Annotated in this window: 20 protein-coding genes and 1 pseudogene; 4 read left to right on the top strand and 17 right to left on the bottom strand. The window is 71.9% G+C overall.

The genetic code is table 11. From position 1 onward, the window contains the following. Positions 1–5: 5 nt before the first annotated feature. The 3 genes from AB0F04_RS09825 to AB0F04_RS09835 all read right to left on the bottom strand — a co-directional run bounded on the left by AB0F04_RS09825 (position 6) and on the right by AB0F04_RS09835 (position 4,049). Positions 6–989, bottom strand: a complete 984-nt coding sequence (locus AB0F04_RS09825; RefSeq protein ID WP_362039614.1) for a small ribosomal subunit Rsm22 family protein — start codon at positions 987–989, stop codon at positions 6–8. 631 nt (positions 990–1,620) lie between these two features. Continuing rightward, positions 1,621–2,799 (bottom strand): serine hydrolase domain-containing protein, encoded by a 1,179-nt coding sequence (locus AB0F04_RS09830; protein ID WP_362039616.1) that lies wholly within the window; start codon positions 2,797–2,799, stop codon positions 1,621–1,623. Then, positions 2,742–4,049, bottom strand: a complete 1,308-nt coding sequence (locus AB0F04_RS09835; RefSeq protein WP_362039618.1) for a multidrug effflux MFS transporter — start codon at positions 4,047–4,049, stop codon at positions 2,742–2,744. The genes AB0F04_RS09830 and AB0F04_RS09835 overlap by 58 nt, the downstream gene beginning before the upstream one ends. A gap of 86 nt (positions 4,050–4,135) precedes the next feature. On the opposite strand from AB0F04_RS09835, the gene AB0F04_RS09840 reads away from it, so the two are divergent. Together AB0F04_RS09840 and AB0F04_RS09845 are read left to right on the top strand one after the other, a co-directional pair. Next, positions 4,136–5,158 (top strand): Gfo/Idh/MocA family oxidoreductase, encoded by a 1,023-nt coding sequence (locus tag AB0F04_RS09840; RefSeq protein ID WP_362039620.1) that lies wholly within the window; start codon positions 4,136–4,138, stop codon positions 5,156–5,158. 49 nt (positions 5,159–5,207) lie between these two features. Further along, positions 5,208–5,966 (top strand): SDR family oxidoreductase, encoded by a 759-nt coding sequence (locus AB0F04_RS09845; protein WP_362039621.1) that lies wholly within the window; start codon positions 5,208–5,210, stop codon positions 5,964–5,966. 286 nt (positions 5,967–6,252) lie between these two features. Here the strand turns inward: AB0F04_RS09845 and AB0F04_RS09850 are convergent, their stop codons facing one another. From AB0F04_RS09850 to AB0F04_RS09860, 3 genes and pseudogenes are all read right to left on the bottom strand, one after another. Beyond that, entirely contained in the window at positions 6,253–7,383 is a 1,131-nt protein-coding gene (locus AB0F04_RS09850) for a D-alanyl-D-alanine carboxypeptidase (protein WP_362039623.1), read from the bottom strand. A gap of 218 nt (positions 7,384–7,601) precedes the next feature. Then, positions 7,602–7,721: pseudogene (locus tag AB0F04_RS09855) on the bottom strand (aldo/keto reductase); the annotation flags it as partial. Beyond that, on the bottom strand, positions 7,718–8,044 hold the full coding sequence (locus AB0F04_RS09860) for a nuclear transport factor 2 family protein (RefSeq protein WP_362039625.1): 327 nt from the start codon (positions 8,042–8,044) through the stop codon (positions 7,718–7,720). The gene AB0F04_RS09860 and the pseudogene AB0F04_RS09855, both read right to left, overlap by 4 nt. A 194-nt stretch (positions 8,045–8,238) precedes the next feature. On the opposite strand from AB0F04_RS09860, the gene AB0F04_RS09865 reads away from it, so the two are divergent. Both AB0F04_RS09865 and AB0F04_RS09870 read left to right on the top strand, forming a co-directional pair. Beyond that, the gene (locus AB0F04_RS09865) at positions 8,239–8,796 is read left to right on the top strand and encodes a DoxX family protein (protein WP_362039626.1); all 558 of its coding nucleotides are present in this window, start codon (positions 8,239–8,241) and stop codon (positions 8,794–8,796) included. Between the two features lie 55 nt (positions 8,797–8,851). After that, complete coding sequence (locus AB0F04_RS09870; protein WP_362039628.1) at positions 8,852–9,217, top strand: MazG-like family protein; 366 nt, start codon at positions 8,852–8,854, stop codon at positions 9,215–9,217. Between the two features lie 32 nt (positions 9,218–9,249). Here the strand turns inward: AB0F04_RS09870 and AB0F04_RS09875 are convergent, their stop codons facing one another. The 11 genes from AB0F04_RS09875 to AB0F04_RS09925 are packed head-to-tail and all read right to left on the bottom strand — an operon-like array spanning position 9,250 to position 20,197. Next, a complete protein-coding gene (locus AB0F04_RS09875; RefSeq protein ID WP_362039630.1) occupies positions 9,250–10,032 on the bottom strand; it encodes a hypothetical protein in 783 nt (260 codons plus the stop codon). Between the two features lie 48 nt (positions 10,033–10,080). Then, complete coding sequence (locus tag AB0F04_RS09880; RefSeq protein ID WP_362039632.1) at positions 10,081–10,545, bottom strand: hypothetical protein; 465 nt, start codon at positions 10,543–10,545, stop codon at positions 10,081–10,083. A gap of 20 nt (positions 10,546–10,565) precedes the next feature. Beyond that, positions 10,566–11,843, bottom strand: coding sequence for an MlaD family protein (locus AB0F04_RS09885; RefSeq protein WP_362039635.1), 1,278 nt, complete (start codon positions 11,841–11,843; stop codon positions 10,566–10,568). After that, positions 11,840–13,144, bottom strand: a complete 1,305-nt coding sequence (locus AB0F04_RS09890; protein ID WP_362039637.1) for an MCE family protein — start codon at positions 13,142–13,144, stop codon at positions 11,840–11,842. The genes AB0F04_RS09885 and AB0F04_RS09890 overlap by 4 nt, the downstream gene beginning before the upstream one ends. After that, positions 13,141–14,256 (bottom strand): MCE family protein, encoded by a 1,116-nt coding sequence (locus AB0F04_RS09895; RefSeq protein ID WP_362039639.1) that lies wholly within the window; start codon positions 14,254–14,256, stop codon positions 13,141–13,143. The genes AB0F04_RS09890 and AB0F04_RS09895 overlap by 4 nt, the downstream gene beginning before the upstream one ends. Then, a complete protein-coding gene (locus AB0F04_RS09900) occupies positions 14,253–15,413 on the bottom strand; it encodes an MCE family protein (RefSeq protein ID WP_362039641.1) in 1,161 nt (386 codons plus the stop codon). The genes AB0F04_RS09895 and AB0F04_RS09900 overlap by 4 nt, the downstream gene beginning before the upstream one ends. After that, positions 15,410–16,447, bottom strand: coding sequence for an MlaD family protein (locus tag AB0F04_RS09905; RefSeq protein WP_362039642.1), 1,038 nt, complete (start codon positions 16,445–16,447; stop codon positions 15,410–15,412). Before AB0F04_RS09905 ends, AB0F04_RS09900 begins: the two co-directional genes overlap by 4 nt. Continuing rightward, positions 16,444–17,685: an MCE family protein gene (locus AB0F04_RS09910; RefSeq protein WP_362039644.1), complete on the bottom strand. Its 1,242-nt coding sequence runs from the start codon at positions 17,683–17,685 to the stop codon at positions 16,444–16,446. The genes AB0F04_RS09905 and AB0F04_RS09910 overlap by 4 nt, the downstream gene beginning before the upstream one ends. An 8-nt stretch (positions 17,686–17,693) precedes the next feature. Next, positions 17,694–18,497: an ABC transporter permease gene (locus tag AB0F04_RS09915; protein WP_362039646.1), complete on the bottom strand. Its 804-nt coding sequence runs from the start codon at positions 18,495–18,497 to the stop codon at positions 17,694–17,696. Positions 18,498–18,500: 3 nt separating this feature from the next. Further along, the gene (locus AB0F04_RS09920; RefSeq protein WP_033306010.1) at positions 18,501–19,271 is read right to left on the bottom strand and encodes an ABC transporter permease; all 771 of its coding nucleotides are present in this window, start codon (positions 19,269–19,271) and stop codon (positions 18,501–18,503) included. Further along, positions 19,268–20,197, bottom strand: a complete 930-nt coding sequence (locus AB0F04_RS09925; RefSeq protein WP_362039648.1) for an ABC transporter ATP-binding protein — start codon at positions 20,195–20,197, stop codon at positions 19,268–19,270. Before AB0F04_RS09925 ends, AB0F04_RS09920 begins: the two co-directional genes overlap by 4 nt. Positions 20,198–20,366 lie beyond the last annotated feature (169 nt).

Genomic DNA, 20,366 nt, shown 5'->3' on the forward strand with positions numbered 1-20,366 from the left:
CAGGCTCAGGAGGGCGGCCAGGCGTCTCCCCAGTCGGCGTCCCGGGCGGCCTTGTAGAGGTCGCCGTGGCGCTTGGTGACGGTGGCGCGACGGAGGGACGGTTCGCTCTCGCACAGGTCGAGGAGGACCTGGCCCTTGCGGATCTGGGGGCGCCGGACGATGCGGCTGGCAGCCGGTTCGGCGGGGAAACGGGCGGCGGCGACGTACGCGAACTTCTCGTCCTCGTAGGCGAGGGAGCCGCCCTTGACCTGGCGGTGCAGGGAGGAGCGGCTGACCCGGGCGGAGAAGTGGCACCAGTCCGTGCCGGGGGCGATGGGGCAGGCGGCGCTGTGCGGGCAGGGGGCGGCGATCCGGAATCCTGCGGTGATCAGCCGGTCCCGGGCCTCGATGAGGCGGGCGTAACCGCCGGGGGTGCCGGGCTCGACGATCACGACGGCCTGGGCGGCGGCCGCGGCGGCGTCGACGAGGGCGGTGCGGTCAGCGGCGGTCAGCTCGTTCAGGACGTAGGAGACGGTGACGAGGTCCGTGCTCTCCAGGGTCAGCGCCGCCCCGATCCGGGAGCGCTGCCAGCGCACGTCCTTCAGCTCCGGGTTGGCCGCGGCGATCTCGCGCCCCAGGGCGAGCGCGGGTTCCGCCCAGTCGAGCACGGTGACGGGCCGCTCCCCGCCCCACACCGCACTCACGGCCCAGGCGGCGGCCCCGGTGCCGCCGCCGAGATCGGTGTGCCCGCCGGGCACCCACGCGGGCGCGGCCTCGGCGAACGCCTCCAGCGCCGAGCGCACGGCCTCGAAGGTCGCGGGCATCCGGTAGGCGGCGTAGGCGGCGACGTCGGCCCGGTCCCGCAGGATGGGGGCGTCGGTCGGGGTCTCCCCCCGGTAGCTGGCGATCAGCCGCTCGACCGCCTGCGAGGCCTGCCGGGGCGGCAGCCCGTCGAGCAGACCGGCAAGGGCGGCACGGAGGTTTTCGGCCGGGGGTGCGGGGGCGTTCACCCGGCGATTCTACGAGGCGGGCGGATGAGTGACGCGTGTGCGGGAGGGACGGGCCGTGCGGGAGGCACACGCGGGCGGCGCACGGCGGGCAGTGCGGCGGCAGCGCCCGCACACCAGGGGGGACAGCAGGCAGGCAGACACAGCAAGCCGAGCGGGGAGGCACACGCGGGCGGCGCAGGGCGGGCAGTGCGGCGGCAGCGCCCGGACGCCAGGGGGGACGGCAGGCAGGCAGACACAGCAGGCCGAGCGGGCACGGGACGGCCATGCGGGGAGGCACACGCGGGCGGCGTACGGCGGGCAACGCCAGAGGGACGGCAGGCAGGCAGACACAGCAGGCCGAGCGGGCACGGGACGGCCATGCGGGGAGGCACACGCGGGCGGCGCACGGCGGGCAGTGCGGCGGCAGCGCCCGCACGCCAGGGGGGACGGCAGGCAGACACAGCAGGCCGAGCGGGGACGGGACGGCCATGCGTGGGGCGGGCGCCGGGGCAGCCCGCCCGCGGGCGAACGGCGCGCGCGGCCCCGGAGCCTCGTTCCTCACGCGACCACCACCCGCACAGCAGGGCGGCGCCCCTCACTCACCGAGGGCGCTGCTCACTCCCCGGGCCCGTCCCCCTCCTCGGCGCTGAAATCACCGCAGCGCCCGCGCCACCCGCGACGCCGCTGCCGCTCTCGGGGCGCTGTCCGGGCGGCGGCGGCGCGGGTGGACCGCGTTGGTGAGCAGGATCAGGAACGTGTCCGTGGCCGGGTCCAGGACGAGGGACGTGCCCGTGAAGCCGGTGTGGCCCGCCGCCCCGCGGCCCGCGAGGTCGCCCATGAACCACGGCTGGTCGAGGGAGAAGCCGAGGCCCGGCGGGGTGAAGAGGAGCTCGACGAAGTCGGGGCCGAGGATGCGGGCCGGGCCGTGCGAGCCGCCGGCGAGGAGGGTGCGGCAGAACACCGCGAGGTCCCGCCCGGTGGAGAACAGCCCCGCGTGCCCGGCCACGCCCCCGAGCGCCCAGGCGTTCTCGTCGTGGACCTCGCCCCGCAGCATCCCCCGGTCCGCCTTGGCCCAGGGCCGCCGCTGGTCCTCCGTCGCCGCCGCGCCCGGGCAGGGCCCGAAGTCGGTCGCCGTCATGCCCAGCGGCCGGGTGATGCCGTCGCGGATCAGGACGTCGAGCGTGCGGCCGGTGATGCGCTCCAGGACGTACTGCAGGAGCAGCATGTTGAGGTCGGAGTAGCCGTACGTGCCCGGCACCCCGACGGGCGGCTCCGCCCGGAGCGCGGCCAGCCGCTGGGCGTCGTCGGCGCAGTCGTACAGCGGGAGTTCGGGCCGCAGCCCGGAGGTGTGGGTGAGCAGCTGCCGTACGGTGATGCCGTGCCGGGCGGCCGCCGTGAAGTCCGGCAGGTACGCCCCGACCCTGGCGTCGATGCCGAGCGTGCCCCGCTCGATCTGCTGGACGGCGGCCACGGACGTGAACAGTTTGGTGAGGGACGCCAGGTCGAAGGGTGTGCCGACAGTCATCGGGACCCGTTGGCCGGGGGGCAGTTCCACCCCGGCGTCGGATTCGGGGTCGTAGGCCGCGTAGCGGACGGCCCAGCCCGCCGCCTCCTCGACCGCGATCACCGGGCCGCGTCCGACGACGAGGACCGCGCCCGGTGCCCAGGGACGCCGCCCGGTGGTGAGGACGTGGACCTCCCGGACGAGGTGACGCAGTTCCCCCGGGTCGAGTCCGGCCCGCTCCGGCGTGCCGTCGCGCAGTCTGGGTGCGCTCAGCTGACTGCTCCCTCCACGCTCGCGCGGCTGCTCTCCTGCTTCCAGGGTCGGCACATTCCCATGAAGCAGGCAAGTGCCACCAGTGCGGCGGCCAGTTGGACGACGGCCATCGGGAGGGCGGTGTCCTCCCCGGCGACGCCGACGAGCGGGGAGGCGACCGCGCCGATGAGGAAGGACGACGTGCCGAGCAGGGCCGACGCGGAGCCCGCCGCGTGCTTGGTGCGCATCAGGGCGAGGGCCTGGGTGTTGGGCAGGGTGATGCCCATCGCGGACATCAGCACGAACAGCGCGGCGGCGACGGGCACCAGGCCGACCTCGCCGAAGACGCCGAGGGACATCAGCAGCAGCGCGGTCGCCGCGGTGATGACGATCGTGAGGCCGATGCCCAGCACCCGGTCGAGGCTGACCCGGCCGACCAGGATCTTGCCGTTGATCTGGCCGACGACGACCAGCCCGACCGAGTTGACGCCGAACAGCAGGCTGAACGTCTGCGGGGAGGCGCCGTAGATCTCCTGGATGACGAACGGGGACGCGGAGATGTAGGCGAAGAGGGCGGCGAAGGCGAAGCCGCCGGTGAGCATGTAGCCGGCGAAGGCGCGGTCGGCGAGCAGGCCGCGCATCGCGCGCAGTGCCTCGCCGACTCCGCCGCCGTGCCGCTCGGCGGGCTCCAGCGTCTCGGGCAGTTTCGTCCAGACCAGGACCCCGATGAGCACGCCGATGGCGGTGAGGACGACGAACACGCCCCGCCAGTCCGTCACGCGCAGGACCTGCCCGCCGATGAGCGGCGCCACGATCGGGGCGACGCCGGAGATCAGCATGAGGGTGGAGAAGAAGCGGGCCATGGCCATGCCGTCGTAGAGGTCGCGGACGACGGCCCGGGCGATGACGATGGCGGCGGCGCCCGCGAGGCCCTGGGCCAGCCGGAAGGCCACCAGCGTCTCCACGGTGGGCGCGAGCGCGCACAGGACGGTCGCGGCGACGAAGACGGCGAGACCGGCGAGCAGCGGACGGCGGCGCCCCCAGCGGTCGCTCATCGGCCCGACGACGAGCTGCCCGAGCGCCATGCCGGCCAGGCAGGCGGTGAGGGTGAGCTGGACGGTCGCGGCCGGGGCGTGCAGGGAGCGGGTGACCTCCGGCAGCGACGGGAGGTACATGTCCATCGCCAGCGGAGGCACGGCGGTCAGGCTGCCGAGGAGGAAGGTGACCAGGAGCCCGGTACGGCGGTGCGAGGTGCGGTCGGGCCGCTCCGTCCCCGCTGCGGGCCCCTGCGCGGTCTTCGATATGGACGCCCCGCCCTCGGGCATGAGTCCCTCCCTCTCCGAGTCGATCGCCACCTATGCTCTCAGCTCGTACGCAGTGCTCGGGGTCACAAGGTGAAGGCGGGGCGGGAATGACGGCGGACACGGTGCGGTGGGGAATCCTGGCGACCGGGGGTATCGCGGGTGCGTTCACCGCGGACCTGATCGACCTGCCGGACGCGGAGGTCGTGGCGGTCGCGTCCCGGTCCGAGGAGTCGGCGAAGGCGTTCGCGGAGCGGTTCGGGATACCCCGGGCCTACGGCGACTGGAACGCGCTCGCCCAGGACGAGGACATCGATGTCGTCTACGTCGCCACACCGCACACGGCCCACCGGACCGCCGCCGGCCTGTGCCTCGCGGCCGGACGGAACGTGCTGTGCGAGAAGCCGTTCACGCTGAACGTGCGCGAGGCGGAGGAACTCGTCGCGCTGGCGCGGGAGCACGGGCGCTTCCTGATGGAGGCGATGTGGATGTACTGCAACCCGCTGGTACGGCGGCTCAAGGCCCTGGTCGACGACGGGGCGATCGGCGAGGTGCGCAGCGTCCAGGCCGACTTCGGTCTTGCCGGGCCCTTCCCGCCCTCGCACCGGCTGCGCAACCCGGAGCTGGGCGGCGGCGCGCTGCTCGATCTCGGCGTGTACCCGGTGTCGTTCGCGCAGTTGCTGCTCGGGGAGCCGTCGGACGTCGTGGCGCGGGCGGTGCTCTCCGAGGAGGGCGTCGACCTCCAGACGGCGGCGGTGCTCTCCTTCGACGGCGGCGCCCTCGGTTCGGTGCACTGCTCCATCGTGGGCGGCACGGCGACCTCCGCCTCGGTCACCGGCTCCAAGGGCCGGATCGACATTCCGCACGGCTTCTTCTTCCCGGACCGTTTCGTCCTGCACCGGGACGGCCGCGACGCCGAGGAGTTCACGGCCGACCCGGCGGACGGGCCGCGCAACAGCCTGCGTCACGAGGCGGCCGAGGTGATGCGGGCCCTGCGCGCCGGGGAGACGGAGTCCCCGCTGGTCCCGCTCGACGGCACGCTCGCCGTGATGCGCACGCTGGACGCGATCAGGGACCGCGTCGGCGTCCGCTACCCCGACGAGACGGGCGAGCCGGAACTCACGCCCGCCTGAGTCCCTCGTCCCGCGAGGCCACCGGGGAGCTCCCGTACGCTGCGGGCCCATGAATGCCAAGGACAATGCAATCGCGGTGGTGACCGGGGCGGGGTCCGGCATCGGCCGGGCGGTCGCCGTGGAACTGCTGCGGGCGGGCTGGTCGGTGGCGCTGGCGGGGCGGCGCGAGGAGACGCTGGAGGAGACGGCGGCGCTGGCTCGCGGGGCCGCGTCTCTCACCGTACGGACGGACGTCTCCCGCCCCGAGGACGTGACCGCCCTGTTCGCCGCCACCGTCGGGCGCTTCGGCCGGGTCGACCTGCTGTTCAACAACGCGGGCACGTTCGGGCCCGGCGGCGTGCCGGTCGAGGAACTGCCCTACGAGGCCTGGCGGCACGTGGTGGACACCAACCTCAACGGGGCGTTCCTGTGCGCGCAGGCGGCGTACCGGCAGATGAAGGAGCAAAACCCGCAGGGCGGCCGGATCATCAACAACGGCTCGGTCTCCGCACACACGCCCCGACCGATGTCGGTGGCCTACACGGCGACGAAGCACGCGCTGACCGGCCTGACGAAGTCCCTCTCCCTGGACGGACGGCCGTACCGGATCGCGGTGGGGCAGATCGACATCGGCAACGCGGCCACCGACATGACGTCCCGTATGCAGACGGGAGCGCTGCAGGCGAACGGGGAAGTAGCCCCGGAACCGGTCATGGACGTGGCGGACGTGGCCCGCACGGTACGGCACATGGCCGAACTGCCGCTGGAGGCGAACGTGCAGTTCGCGACCGTGCTGGCGACGGCGATGCCGTACGTCGGACGCGGCTGAGCGCGCGAGGATGCCCGGCAGAAATCGTCAACTCGTCAACCTGCACAAACGGAATAGGAACCTCCGGCCCATTGCGGCCGGTAGGGGACATATGCTCAACTCTCCTACACGAAAGCTTCACAGTTGGAGTGGAGCACTTCCGTTGGCCAATCCCAGGGGGGAGGCGGCAGTCGTTCCACGGCACCGGGTGGGGGTGGATTCCGCGAGGGACCGCGGAGTACGCACCGGTGCGCGTGGAACGACTGCCGCTCGGTCCACGGACCCGGCGCCGCCCGGCCGGTGACCGTCATTCCCGGTGCCGTCCCCTCGCCCGCCCGGACTCCAGGCGCCGGCGCAGCGCCCAGGCCCCGCCCGCCAGCAACGCCGCCGCCGTCCCGGCGCCTTCCACCAGCCGCCCGGTCGAGGGCCCGTGGGTGACTGCGGTCGAAGCGGCAGGTCCGCTCCTCGGCGAAGTCTCCGCCCCCCGGCCCTCGCTCACCGGCTCGACCAGCACACCCACCGGCCTTGCCGAAACACCGTGCGCGAAGCCCCAGTCGAGCAGTGCGGCGGCCTCCTCGTAGACGGCCTCGGCACGGTCGGCGGGGTGCATGACGGTGACGAGCAGAGTGCGCCCGGCGCGCGTCGCGGCACCCGTGAAGGTGTTGCCGGCGTCGCTGGTGTAGCCGTTCTTGACACCGATCAGGCCCGGGTACGCCCGCAGGCCCCACGTTCCGCTCAGCAGCCGGTCGGTGTTCTGGATCTGGAACGACTTGCCTCCCCCGGCGGGGAAGTCCGCCGTGCGCGTCCGGCAGTAGGCGCGGAAACGGGGGTCGCGCAGCCCGTGCCGCGCGAAGAGTGTCAGGTCGTACGCCGAGGACAGCTGCCCGGGGTGGTCGAAGCCGTCCGGGCTGACCACGTGCGTGTCCAGCGCCCGCAGTTCCCGCGCCTTGGCCCGCATGTCGGCGACGGTTCTCGCCACACCGCCGTTCATGTGGGCGAGGACGTGCACGGCGTCGTTCCCCGAGCGCAGGAAGACGCCCTGCCAGAGCTGGTCGACGGTGTACGTGGTCCCGGCCCGGATGCCGACGAGGCTGGAGCCCGCCGGGATGCCGGCGAGGTCGGCGGCGGTGACGGTGTGCCGGACGCCGCGCGGGAACCGGTCGAGCACGGTGTCGGCGAACAGCATCTTCAGCGTGGACGCGGGCGGCAGCCGCCGGTGCGCCCGGCAGGCGGCCAGCACCTCGCCGGTGTCGCCGTCGGCGACGAGCCAGGACCGGGCGGTGAGCCCGCGGGGCAGTCCGGTGGCGCTGCCCACCTGCACGGTGTCGCGGCCGAGGCGGTCGCCACCGAGCACGGGGGCGGGTGCGGTGGCCGCAACCGGGAGGCTCACGCCGAGGGCGAGCAGAGAGCGTCTGGACAACCGGGCCGAGTCACACATCCCGCGACGGTACGAAGCGGAATCCCGCGGGCGTGCACGGAACGTTCAAAGACTGGCCCAAGGTCCCGCAATGTCACCGACCAAGGTCACCGCCCAAGGTCACCGCCCGAGCAACCGGTCGACTTCTGCGAGCTGGGCGGCGGTCAGTGCTCCCTTCTCCAGCGCTCCCGCGTTCTCCTCCGCCTGGGCGACGGACCGGGAAGCCGGGGATGGGCACCGACCTTGCCCCAGCCGAGCGGCTGCCCGTCGGCCGCCTGCCACTCTCCGCCGATCGCCCAGCGGCCGAAGCCGAGGGCGCTCACCTGGATGCCGCTGCGTCCCAGCGGTGGGAGTCTCAGGCCTGCCCGGTCTCGAAACGCGTGATCCGGCCGTCCTCGTCCACCTGGAAACTCCACCGAGTGCGCATCTCGCCCCACGTGTCGTTGCTGTAGCGGGCGAGGAGGGAGCGGCCGCCGTTGGACTCGTTGTCGACCTCCATGTGGCCGTGGGAGGAGAAGATCTCCCGGTCCACCCAGTCGGCGAGGTCGCGGTCGGAGCCGTCGTCGGTCATGGTCGCGCCCGGCGCGAGGAGCTCCATGAAGCTCTCGCGGTCGTGGTTGTTCACGGCGGTCACGAAGGCCCGGACGGCCGGATCGCTGAGGCGCGTGGTCTGAATCGTCATACGAGCAGCCTCGTACCGGCCAAGGCCCCCCGCCACCGGTGCCACCCGAACGGCGGCCGGGGAAGGGCCCGCCGGGTGCCGTGGGCGGTGAGGGGGTGCGACGGTGAGAACGCGAAGGGGAGCGTTCCTCTGCTCCTGCTGCCTGCAACCCGCTACCTGCTACCTGCTACCTGCTACCTGCTACGGGAGACGACGTGAGGCGTGACGACCGACGTGATCTGGGTCTGCTGCTGCTCCGGCTGGGGGCGGGCGGTGTGCTGGTGGCGCACGGCACGCAGAAACTGTTCGGCTGGTTCGGCGGGCACGGCATCGAGGGCACCGGCCAGTTTATGGAGTCCGTCGGGTACGCCCCCGGCAAGGCGAGCGCGACGGCGGCGGGCCTGGCGGAGACGGGCGGTGGCACGCTGCTGGCCCTGGGCCTGGCGACCCCGGCCGCGGGAGCGGCGGCGGCCGGCGCGATGGCCGGAGCGGCGGCGGTGCACACCCCGAACGGCTTCTTCAACCAGGCCGGCGGCTACGAGCACGCGGCGACGCTCGGCCTCACCGCAGCGAGCCTGGCCGTCACCGGCCCGGGCCGCCTGTCCCTTGACCACCTGCTCGGCCACGCGGTGAACCGCGGCTGGATGATCCCGGCGGCCTTCGCGGCGACGGCGGCGGGCACGGCGGTGGTGGTGGGGGCCCGGGCGAGGCGGCTGCGGAAGGCGAAGGAGGGGGAGCAGGACCCGCTCTTCGATGAGGAGTTCATGGAGTAGGAGGCCGGGGGCCAGGACCCGGCGTTGTCAGTCCCCCATGGCAGGCTGCGCCCCCATGAACGAACAGTCCCCCGCCCCTGAACTCTGGTCCACCATCGACGCCTTGTACGAGTGGCTCGACACCAACCGCCCGGTGGAGGGCCGCGAGGGCCTCCTCCTGCGCATCCTGAAACTCTCCGAGGAGGTCGGCGAGGTCTCGGAGGCGGTGATCGGGGTGACGGGGCAGAATCCGCGCAAGGGCGTCACGCACACGTGGGAGGACGTGCAGGCGGAGCTGTGCGACGTCGTCATCACGGCACTGATCGCCCTGCGGACGCTGACGCCGGAGGCGCGAGAGGTCCTGGCACGGCACCTGGAGCGGGTGAGACGACGGTCCACGGCACACGCGGCCCAGGCGGACGTTCCGCGTCAGTCGCTCTGATCACCGGGTGACGCACAAAAGCCCGTTCACCTTCACAGCGCGTCCACCGCGCTCACCTTCCACTCGTCACCCGTACGGTTCATCGTCATCCGCACCCGGTTCTGGTCCACGCGGGACCCCGAGACCTGAGTGCTCTGGGTGACCTGGTTGACGAAGAGCAGGACGACGACCTTGTCGGGGGTGGCCGAGACGACGGAGGCGGCCGGGGCGCCGCCGGAGCCGGGGGCGGCGACCCTCGCCTTCACGACACCGTGGTACTTCTCGGCCGTCGGGGCGACCACGGTCTTGGTGGTCTTGCCGTACTCGTCGCGGAAGTCACCGGTCAGGTGGGTGCGGGCCCTCGAGAAGTCCTTTTCCAGGTGGCGGTAGTCGTACGACAGGACGACCGGTGCCGCTGTGCGTGCGGCGGTGAGCGCCTCGGTCCGGGCGGTCTCCGTCAGGCGGCCGTCGCGGTACTGCCGTCCCAGGGCGGCCAGTGCGACCAGGCCGGCGACGAGCAGGACGGCCAGGAGCAAGGTGAGCGGCTTCCGCCGGCCGCCGGAGCCGACCGCGCTGCGCTCCCGCGGCCTGTCCTCTTCGAACGCCTCCGGCGACGGCTCCGGCGGGTCGTCCCAGCCGTGCTTCGGGGCCTCGGTGAGGACGGTGCGTCCGGCGAGTGGCCGTTCGGCCCGGCGCGGGGACTCCTCGTGGGCGGCCGTCACCGCGCCCGCTTCGCGGTGGCCGCGCTCCGCGCGCTTCGCCGCCGCGCGGGCGGCCGCCGTCATGCTGCGGCGGGTGCCGGGACCGGGGGCGCGGCCGGTGGTCGTCTTCGGCATGGTGCTACTCCTCGTCGGTGCTTGTCGGTCGGCGGGTCGGCCCGTGGATCAGCCGACGAACTCGACGTCGGACGTCAGCCAGCGGCCGTCCTTGTGTACGAGGTCGAGCTGGAGCCGGTACGTGCGCGCCTCTCCCCCGGGCACGGCGGTGTTGGTCACCTTGCTGTCGGCGACCACCAGCACACGCGCCGAGTTCTCGTCGGAGCGGACGATGCCCGCCTCCAGGACCTGGCCTTCCGACACGGACCTGTTCCGGGCCACCAGCTTCGTCAACTGCTCCGTCTGGGCGGTGAACTGCTTCTTGAAATCGCCCGTCGCGCCCGCCAGGACGTTCGCGCTGTCGCGGTCGTAGTGCCGGTAGTCGAGGGAGGTGAAGTTCAGTGCCGACTGGCGGGCCGCGGCCAGGATGCCCTGGCGTCGGTGGTCCGCCTCGTTCTGTGCGTGGATCCCGAAGGCCAGCCAGAGCGCCAGTGCCGTGGTGACGACGGTCGCCGCGACGAGTCCCGCCGTCATCACTCGGGGTGGTACCTGCCTCATGCCATGGGGCCGACGAGCAGCCATTGCCACGACTCCTTTCCGAACACGGCCTGCTGGCCGCCCGTCGAGCCGATCTCGACGTTGTTTCCGTCCGGGCCGGTGGTGGTGCCGGTCTCCGGGTCGTACGGGGTGACGTACGCCGCCTGGTTCGCTCCCCCGCCGGAGGCCGACGCGCCCGGGGCGTTCTGCGCGCCCCGCACCGACGACTGGCTGCCGCGCGGGAGAGTGCAGCGGGCGCCGGTGTTCGCCTCGCGGGTGCTGGTGTCCGCGGGGTCGCGGCGTGCCGTGCCGTACCCCTGGGTGCAGGCCGGCGGGTCGTCGGCGTTCAGCACCAGGCCGAAGTGGGTGGTGCCGTCGCCGGGGACGACCGTGTAGCTGCCCGCGACCATCAGCGGGAAGGTGACCAGGGCCTGCTCCACGCCGGGGAGGCGGGCCAGCGTGACCTGGCCGCCGCTGATCAGGTTGGCCAGCAGAACCGACAGCTGCGGCCCGGCCGACTTCAGCAGCGAGTTCAGCTCCTGCGCCGCCGGCCGCGCGTTGCCGATCAGCTTGCGCAGGTCCCCGTCACTGGACTTCAACTGGGCCGACAGCAACGCCAGATCGCGCGCGAACGACTTGATCGAAGAGCCCTGGTCGGCCTGCGTCTTGAGGACCTTCCGCGAGTCCTCGATCAGGGCGATCGTCTCCGGCAGCGCCTCGGACGCCGACTCGACCAGGGTGTTGCCCGAGTCCACCAGGCGGCCCAGGTTCGGGCCGGTACCGGCGAACGCCTTGCCCAGTTCGTCGACGGTGACCCGCAGGTCGTCCTTGCCGACCGAGTTCACCAGGCGGTCCAGGCTGAGGACCATGTCCGTCGTCGACAGCGGCACCCGGGTGCTCTCGCGCGGGATCGTGCTGCCGTTCAGCAGGTACGGGCCGCGGGAGGTGCGGGGCTGGAGGTCGACGTACTGCTCGCCCACCGCCGAACGGTTCGCCACCACGGCCAGCGTGTCCGCCGGGATGCGCGGCGCCCCGTCCTCGATGTCGAGCGTGACCGAGACGCCGTCCGAACCGGCCAGGCGCAGGGCGCCGACCCTGCCCACCGGTACCCCGCGATAGGTGACCTCGGCGCCGGGGAAGACGCCCCCGGAGTCGGCGAAGTCGGCCCGCACGGTGTAGCCGCGGTCCAGGACCTCGTCCACCAGGCCCGTGTACTCGGCGCCGACGTACGACACGCCTACGGCGGTGAGGGCGGCGAAGGCGATCAGTTGTGCCTTGACCGTACGGGTGATCACGGCTGGACCCCCTTCAGCATCAGCTCGGCGAGTTCGAGGTCGATCCCCTCGGGCCAGTCGCCCCGGGTGCGGTGGCCGCCGGAGCCGTAGCCGGCGGTGCACACCGGCGGGCACAGCGGACCGTCACCGCCCGAGGGTGCCGACGGGGCCGATGGCACGCCCGGACCGCTCGGCAGCGCGGTGGGCTTCGGCACGTCCGGCAGATCCGGTGCCTGCGGGAGATCCGGTACGTCCGGCAGGTCCGGGGCCTCGGGAAGCTCGGGCACCTGCGTGTCCCCGCCGTTCCGGCCGCCCGGCTCGTCCGTCAGGTTGCCGTAGATCCCGGGCAGATCGAGGTCCGCCGTGATGTGCAGGTTGACGTAGTCGCCCTTGATGGCGTCCACCACGTTGCGCGGGAACGGGTATGTCGTCAGCAGTTCCAGGGAGTTGGGCAGGTCGCTGCCCGCCGTATTGAGCTGTCGCAGGATCGGCCGGAGCCGCTTGAGGTTGGCGACCGTGTCGTCGTGCGAGGCGTTGACCACCTTGGTGCCGGTCCTGCCCAGCTTGGACAGGGCGGTGAGCATCCTCGTCAGGTCGCGGCGCTGGTCGGCCAGGACCTTCAGGGCGGGCGGCATCGTGTCGACGGCCTCGGCGATCGTCCTCTTCTCCTTGCCCAGCCGTTTGGCCAGCCGGTCCACGGCCTTCAGCGCGCGGACGATGTCCTTGCGCTGGTCGTCCAGGCCGCCGATGAAGGTGTCGAGTTCCTTGAGCAGGGACTTGACGCGGTTCTCCCGGCCTTCCAGGGCCTTGTTCAGCTCCGTGGTGATCGTCTTGAGCTGGGCGACGCCGCCGCCGTTCAGGAGGGCGGACAGCGCGGACAGCACCTCCTCGACCTCAGGGTTGCGGCCGCTGCGGGACAGGGGGATCACGTCGCCGTCGCGGAGCCGGCCGACCGGCGTGCCGTCCGGCGGCGCGGCCAGCGCCACGTACTTCTCGCCGAGCATGCTGGTCTGCCGCAGCCCGGCCACGGCGTTGGCGGGCAGCTTCACCGAGTCGGCGACCCGGAGGCGGACCCTCGCGTGCCAGCCCTCCAGCTCCACCTTCTCCACCGCGCCCACGGTGACGTTGTCGACCTTGACCGACGACTGCGGAACCAGGTCCAGGACGTCCCGGAACTCGACGGTGACGTGGTAGGCACGGCCGTCGGCGGCGGCTCCGCCGGGGAGCGGGACGTCGTACCAGCCGTTGAACTCGCAGCCGGACAGCAGCAGTGTCCCGACGGCCGCCCACGCGACGGCACCGCCCTTGCGCAGGGGCCTCATGCGCGCGCCCCCAGGATGCCGCCGAGGGTGCGGTCGACCGTGCCGGTGGCCGCGGTGCCGTCGGGCACTTCGGGCAGGGAGTCGAAGAGGTCCCTCAGCTCCCGGCAGTCGGTCTTCTCCCCCGTCGTCTTCAGGATCGAGCACAGCAGGGAGGCGGGGTCCTGCGGGTGGTCGGGGTTGTTGCGGGTGTCGAGGGTGCCGGCGGAAGGGTTGTAGGCGTTGTTCAGGTTCGACATGCCCGTCGGCGCGACCTCCAGCAGTTCCTCCAGCGCCGCTCGTTGGGTGACGAGCACCTTGGTCACCTTGCTCAGGCCCTCCACGTTCGACGTCAGGGACTTCTTGTTCTTCTTCACGAAGGCCGACACGTCACCGAGGGCCGTGCCGAGGTGTTTCAGCGCGGCCGCCAGGTCCTTGCGCTCGCCCGCGAGTTGCCGGGCGACCTTGGCGAGGCTGCTGTTGAACGACCGCACGCTCTTGTCGTCCGCCGCCAGCGCCGCCGTGAACACCTGTAGGTTGCGGACCGTGCCGAACAGGTCCGTGCGGCCGTCGGACAGGGTCGTGACCGCCTCCGAGAGGTCCTCCACCGTCCGGTGCAGGTTCTCGCCCTGGCCGTCGAGGTTGTCGGCGCTGACGCCGAGCAGCCGTGACAGGGCGCCGTCCTTGTTGGCGCCCTCGGGGCCCAGCGCCTCGGCCGTGGTGTGCAGGCTGTCGAAGACGCGGTCCAGTTCGACGGGCACGGCCGTGCGCGACTCGGGGATCTCGTCCCCGTCCCGGAGGACCGGGCCGCTGCGGTACACCGGCAGCAGCTGCACGTAACGGTCGCTGACCACGGAGGAGTTGATGATCGCGGCCTGTGCGTCCGCCGGGACCTTGCGGTCCGCGTCGTATTCCAGCTCCACCCGCACCCGGCCGCCCTCCGGCGTGATCTTCCTGACCTGGCCGATCCGCACGCCCAGCACGCGGACGTCCGAGCCGGGGTAGATGCCGACGGTCCGGGGGAAGTACGCCGTGACGCGGGCCGGCTCGGTCCGCGGCCACAGGACGTGGGTGAGCGCGGCGACCAGCGCCAGGACGGTCAGCAGGGCCAGGGGCTTCTTCCAGCGCTTGCTCACCGCGCACCTCCCGTTCGCGTCCGCGGCACCACCGGGGCGGCGACCAGGTTCTGGACGTAGGAGTCGAACCAGCGGCCGTTGCCGAGGGTGTTGGTGAAGACCCGTACGTAGGGAGCCAGGAGCTTGATGCTCCGCTCCAGGCCGGCTTGGTTGCGTTCGAGCATCTTCACCACGGTGTCGAGGCCCTTGAGCGCGGGCCCGATCTCCTTGTCGTTGTCCTGGACCAGGCCGGAGAGCTGGATGCCGAGCGCGGCGGAGGTCTTCAGCAGCTTGTGGATCGCCGCCCGCCGCTTGCTGATCTCCTTGAACAGCTTGTCGCCGTCCTCGACCAGGGCGGTGAAGTCGCCCGACCGGTCGGCGAGTACGCCCGTCACGCCGTTCGCGTGGTCGAGGAGCTCCCCGAGGGCCTTGTCGCGCGAGGCCACCGTCCGGGAGATCTTCGACAGGCCTTTGATGGACGCCCGTACCTCCTGCGGTGAGTCCTCGAAGGTGGTGGAGATGGTGTCCAGCGCCTTCGCCAGCCGGTCGGTGTCGACCTTCTCCGTCGTGGTGGTGAGATCGCTGAACGCCTGCACGACGTCGTACGCGGGGACGGTCCGCTTCAGCGGGATCTCGCTGCCGGGCTCCAACTGGCCCCGCCCCCTGGGGTGCAGGGCGAGGTACTTGGCGCCGAGGATCGTCTTGACCCGGATCGACGCGCCGGTGTCGGTGCCGAACCCCGGCTCGTCCTTGATCTTGAAGGTGACCTTCACGTGGTCGCCGTCCAGGTCGACCTCCTCGACCTTGCCGACCTTGACCCCGGCGATCCGCACCTCGTCGCCCGGCTTGAGACCTCCCGCCTCCGCGAAGGCGGCGCTGTACGTATCGCCGTCGCCGATCACGGGCAGGCGGTCGGCGTTGAACGCGGCCACGGTCAGCAGCGCGAGGACGGTGAGTCCGACGGCGCCGATGACGAGGGGACTGCGTTCGCGGAAGGGCCCGAGGTGCGGACGGCGGAGCCGTATCCCCGGCAGCTTCGGCGGGTCCACGCGGACCTTGAACAGCGGCTGAGGACGCGGCCTGCGGCGGGCCCGGACACGCGGGAGCCTCGGGCGCGGCAGCTTCGGCGGTTCCACGCGCACCTTGAACAGCGGCTCCGGGCGGCGCTTGCGGCTCATGCCCCGCACCTCGCCCTCGCCACGTGCATCTCGGGCGTGAACACCTGCTTCGTCTTCGGCAGCACGATCCGGCCGTCGAAGTCGCACAGGTAGAAGTTGAACCACGAGCCGTAGGACGCCGTCCCCGTCAGCTCGCCCAGCTTGTTCGGCAGCCTCTTCAGCACGCCCTCCACGGTCTTCTCGTTGTCGTTCAGCGTCCCGGTGAGGTCGGTCAGTTCCGCGATGTCGTCCTTCAGCGGCGGGCGCGCGTCCTTCAGCAGGCCCGAGGTGGCCTCCGTCAGGTCGCCGATGCTCACCAGCGACTTCCCGATGGGCTTGCGGTCGGCGGACAGGCCGGAGATGACCCGGCGCAGCTGCTTGAGCAGTCCGGAGAAGCGGGCGCCGCGCTTGTCGAGCGTCTTCAGCACGGTGTTGAGGTTGTCGATCACCGAGCCGATCAGCTTGTCGCGGCCGGCCAGCGTCGTGGTGAGCGACGCCGTGTGCGTCAGCAGGCTGTTGACGGTGCCGCCCTCTCCCTGGAGGGTCTTGATGATCTCGGTGGCCAGCTGGTTGACGTCCTTCGGGCTGAGCGCGGCGAACAGCGGCTTGAAGCCGTTCAGCAGCGCGTTCAGATCGAGGGCGGGCTGGGTGCGCGCGAGCGGGATCGTGCCGCCGGGACGCAGCCGGGTGCCGTCGCCGGCGCCTTCGGTCAGCGCGAGGTAGCGCTGCCCTACCAGGTTGCGGTAGCGGATGACGGCTCCGGTGCTGGTGAGCAGCGGCCGGTCCCGGCTGACCGTGAAGGTGACCTCAGCCAGCGTCCGGTCCGTGATCCGGATGCCCGCGACCTCACCGACCCGCACTCCGGCCACCCGGATGTCGTCACCCTCCTCCAGGCCGGTGACGTCGCTGAAGACCGCGCGGTACTCGTGCTCGGGAGTGAGGGAGATGTTCACGATGGTCGCGGCGAGCAGGGCCGTCGCCACCACCGTCACCAGCGCGAACAGACCGAACTTGATCAGCGGAGCGGCGGTCTGCCGGGCACCTGTGGTGCTCATGCGACGCTCACCGCCGTCCCGCGCGCCATCGGCCCGAACAGCAGGGTCGCGACCGGCGGCACCTCGTCCGCGGGCACGCCCAGCACCGGCGCCACCAGCGAGCCGACGGCCCGCTGCTCGGCCCGGGTGGCGGAGACGCCGAGGGGGCCGCCCGAGGCCGTACCCGGCTTCTCGGAACCGTCATCGAGGTGGGCGCCGGGTGCCGGCACCGGAGGATGCGGCAGATCACGGCAGTCCGGGCCCGACCGCTCGCCGTAGCGCGGTTCCTCACCCGGTTCGTACGCACCCCGCGGCCGTACGACCTCCAGCGTGATGTGCATCTTGCCGCCCCGGAACGCCTCCTCGGACGCCTTGTCCTGGCGGACCAGACCGGCCAGCAGGCAGGGGTACTGGGGGGAGTAGCGGGCGAACAGCTCCAGCGTGGGGCGGGAGACCCGGCCGAGGGTGATCAGCCGGTCGCCGTTGGCGTCGAGGAAGTCCTCGCCGGTGCCCGCGACGGTCGCCGTGGACTTCAGGGCCGCCGCCAGCCGGTCCTTCTCCTCGACGATCGTGCGGCTGGTGGTGACGGTGTTGCGCAGGATCTCCATCAGGTCGGGCGCCGCGTCGCCGTAGACCTCGGCGACGTCGGTGAAGCGTGCGATGTCCTCTTTCAGGGACGGCAGGTGCGGATTGAGGCGGCGCAGGTAGGCCTCCACGCGTGTGAGGTTGTCGCCGATCCGGTCGCCGCGGCCGTCGAGGGCGGTGGCGAACGCGGAGAGCGTGGCGTTGAGCTTGCCGGGCTGCACGGTCCGCAGCAGCGGCAGCAGGTCGTTCAGCAGTTGCTGGACCTCGATGCCGACGCGGGTGCGGTCCTGGGTGATGACGTCCCCGGCGCGGATGGGCCGGGCCGATGAGCCGCGCGGTGCGATCAGGTCGACGTACTTCTCGCCGAACAGCGTCTTGGGCAGCAGGCGCGCGTGCACGTCGGACGGGATCTCGGCGACGTGCTCCGGCTTCAGCGCGATGTCGAGCGTCGCCTTCGTCCCGTCGGCCCGCACCTCGCGCACCTCGCCGACCAGCAGCCCGCGCAGCTTGACGTCGGCGCGCGGATCGAGCTGGTTGCCGAGGCTGTCGGCCTCCAGCGTGATCCGCACGACCGGCGTGAACACCTGGCGGTAGACGGCGACGGACAGGGACAGCAGCAGGGCGAGTACGGCGATGAAGACGACGCCGTACAACCGCAGTCTCAGCACTCTCACTCGGCGGCTCACCCCGCGATCCGTACGGTCGTGCTGGCGCCCCAGATGGCCAGCGACAGGAAGAAGTCCAGGACGTTGATCGCCACGATCGAGGTCCGCACCGCACGGCCCACCGCGACGCCGACCCCCGCCGGGCCGCCGCTCGCGTAGTAGCCGTAGAAGCAGTGCACCAGGATGATCAGGACGGCGAAGACCAGCACCTTCCCGAAGGACCACAGCACGTCCACCGGGGGCAGGTACTGCTGGAAGTAGTGGTCGTACGTGCCCGTGGACTGCCCGTAGTAGCCGGTGGTGATGGTGCGGGCGGCCAGGTACGAGGAGAGCAGGCCGATCACGTACAGCGGGACGACGGCCACGAACCCGGCGATCATCCGGGTCGTCACGAGGAACGGCAGCGAGGGCACGCCCATGACCTCCAGCGCGTCGGTCTCCTCGCTGATCCGCATCGCGCCGAGCTGGGCGGTGAACCCGGCGCCGACGGTCGCGGAGAGGGCGAGCCCGGCCACCAGTGGGGCGATCTCACGGGTGTTGAAGTACGCCGAGAGGAACGCCACGAAGTTGGAGGTGCCGAGCTGGTTGAGCGCGGCGTACCCCTGCAAGCCCACTTCCGTGCCGGTGAAGAACGACAGGAAGGCGATCACGCCGACCGTGCCGCCCACGACGGCGAGCGCGCCCCGGCCGAAGCTCACCTCGGCGAGCAGCCGCAGGATCTCCTTCTTGTAGCGGCGCAGGGTGCGGCCGGTCCAGGCCAGCGACCGCCCGTAGAAGGACAGCTGGGCACCCAGCTCCTCCAGGCCTCTCAACAGCGCCATGCCTCAGCCCCTCTGGGGAACGACTTGGAAGTACACGGCGGTCATCACGAAGTTCGTCACGAACAGCAACATGAAGGTGATCACCACCGACTGGTTCACCGCGTCGCCCACACCCTTGGGCCCGCCCTTCGCGGTCAGCCCCTTGTAGGAGGCGACGATCCCGGCGATCGCACCGAACACCAGCGCCTTGACCTCGGCCGCCCACAGGTCGGAGAGCTGGGCGAGCGTGGTGAAGGAGGCCAGGTAGGCGCCCGGAGTGCCGTTCTGGAGGACGACGTTGAAGAAATAGCCGCCCGCCACGCCGACCACCGACACCAGGCCGTTGAGCAGCACCGCCACCAGCATCGACGCCAGCACGCGGGGAACGACCAGCCGGTGGATCGGGTCGATGCCCAGCACCTGCATCGCGTCGATCTCGTCGCGGATCTTCCGCGCCCCGAGGTCGGCGCAGATCGCCGTGCCGCCGGCGCCCGCGATCAGCAGCGCGGTGACGATCGGCGAGGCCTCGCGCAGCACGGCGAGCACGGAGGCGGCCCCGGCGAAGGACTGGGCGCCCAGCTGCCGGGTCAGGCTGCCGATCTGGAGCGCGATGACCGCCCCGAACGGGATGGAGACCAGGGCCGTCGGCAGGATCGTCACGCTCGCGACGAACCACGCCTGCTGGATGAACTCCCGCGCCTGGAAGGGCCGCCGGGGGATCGTCCGGACGACGTCCAGCGCCATCGCGAAGAGGCTGCCGGAGTGCCGCAGCGCTCCGGCCGGTGACAGGCTCATGCGCCGGCCACCTCCTTGTGGTGGAGCTCGGCCTCGCGCCGTGCGATCGCCTGCCAGCGGGGCGGGCGGGTGATGCCCGGTCCCGGCAGCAGGCGGGGAGTCAGCTCCTGCACGCGCGCGCTGTCGTCGACCTGCGCGAGCTCCTGCTCGACCTGCGCCGCGTCCTTCTCCTCCGCCATGCCGATCGGGCCCTGCATACGGCCGTTCAGGAACTGCCGCACGACGGGCTCGTCGCTGTTCAGCAGCTCTGCGCGCGGCCCGAACATCACCAGCTCCCGGCGGAAGAGCAGCCCGATGTTGTCCGGCACCTGGCGGGCCGAGGCGATGTCGTGCGTGACGATCAGGAAGGTCGCGTCGATCTGGGCGTTGAGGTCGACGATGAGCTGGTTGAGGTAGGCGACGCGGACCGGGTCCAGGCCCGAGTCGGGCTCGTCGAAGAGGATGATCTCCGGGTCGAGCACGAGCGCCCGGGCGAGCCCCGCCCGCTTGCGCATCCCGCCGGAGATCTCACCGGGCAGCTTCCCCTCCGCGCCGATCAGCCCGACCATGTCCATCTTCTCCAGCACGATGCGCCGGATCTCGCTCTCGGACTTACGGGTGTGCTCGCGCAGCGGGAAGGCGATGTTGTCGTACAGGTTCATCGAGCCGAACAGCGCGCCGTCCTGGAAGAGCACGCCGAAGAGCTTGCGCACCTCGTACAGGTCGCGCTCGCGGAGCTTGGTGATGTCCCGGCCCTGGATCGTGATCGAGCCGCGCTCCGGCTTCAGCAGTCCGACGAGCGTCTTGAGGAACACCGACTTGCCCGTGCCCGAGGGGCCGAGCATGACCGAGACCTCCCCGGCGGGCAGCGTCAGCGAGACGTCCTGCCAGATGACCTGGTGACCGAAGGACTTGGTCAGCCCTTCCACACAGATCTCGACACCCATCCGGTCCACCCTTCAGCCCGCGCCTTCGTCGGTGAGCAGCTCTGACATCTGCTCTACGGGGAGGGGCGGGGCGTCCGTCGCTCGTGTGGCGGAATTTTTTCGGGTGGGTTACCGGGAGCGCTTCAGGGTCGGGTTCCGGGCAGCGCTCTAGCGCTTCAGGGCCGGGTTC

The sequence above is a fragment of the Streptomyces sp. NPDC029041 genome (assembly GCF_040637515.1).
Taxonomy (GTDB): Bacteria; Actinomycetota; Actinomycetes; order Streptomycetales; family Streptomycetaceae; genus Streptomyces.

Bases quoted from the DNA above. Each gene is read 5' to 3' on its own strand.
- AB0F04_RS09835 (WP_362039618.1), bottom strand. From the start codon at position 4,049: ATGCCCGAGGGCGGGGCGTCCATATCGAAGACCGCGCAGGGGCCCGCA.
- AB0F04_RS09840 (WP_362039620.1), top strand. From the start codon at position 4,136: ATGACGGCGGACACGGTGCGGTGGGGAATCCTGGCGACCGGGGGTATC.
- AB0F04_RS09845 (WP_362039621.1), top strand. From the start codon at position 5,208: ATGAATGCCAAGGACAATGCAATCGCGGTGGTGACCGGGGCGGGGTCC.
- AB0F04_RS09850 (WP_362039623.1), bottom strand. From the start codon at position 7,383: ATGTGTGACTCGGCCCGGTTGTCCAGACGCTCTCTGCTCGCCCTCGGC.
- AB0F04_RS09860 (WP_362039625.1), bottom strand. From the start codon at position 8,044: ATGACGATTCAGACCACGCGCCTCAGCGATCCGGCCGTCCGGGCCTTC.
- AB0F04_RS09870 (WP_362039628.1), top strand. From the start codon at position 8,852: ATGAACGAACAGTCCCCCGCCCCTGAACTCTGGTCCACCATCGACGCC.
- AB0F04_RS09875 (WP_362039630.1), bottom strand. From the start codon at position 10,032: ATGCCGAAGACGACCACCGGCCGCGCCCCCGGTCCCGGCACCCGCCGC.
- AB0F04_RS09880 (WP_362039632.1), bottom strand. From the start codon at position 10,545: ATGACGGCGGGACTCGTCGCGGCGACCGTCGTCACCACGGCACTGGCG.
- AB0F04_RS09890 (WP_362039637.1), bottom strand. From the start codon at position 13,144: ATGAGGCCCCTGCGCAAGGGCGGTGCCGTCGCGTGGGCGGCCGTCGGG.
- AB0F04_RS09900 (WP_362039641.1), bottom strand. From the start codon at position 15,413: ATGAGCCGCAAGCGCCGCCCGGAGCCGCTGTTCAAGGTGCGCGTGGAA.
- AB0F04_RS09905 (WP_362039642.1), bottom strand. From the start codon at position 16,447: ATGAGCACCACAGGTGCCCGGCAGACCGCCGCTCCGCTGATCAAGTTC.
- AB0F04_RS09915 (WP_362039646.1), bottom strand. From the start codon at position 18,497: ATGGCGCTGTTGAGAGGCCTGGAGGAGCTGGGTGCCCAGCTGTCCTTC.
- AB0F04_RS09920 (WP_033306010.1), bottom strand. From the start codon at position 19,271: ATGAGCCTGTCACCGGCCGGAGCGCTGCGGCACTCCGGCAGCCTCTTC.
- AB0F04_RS09925 (WP_362039648.1), bottom strand. From the start codon at position 20,197: ATGGGTGTCGAGATCTGTGTGGAAGGGCTGACCAAGTCCTTCGGTCAC.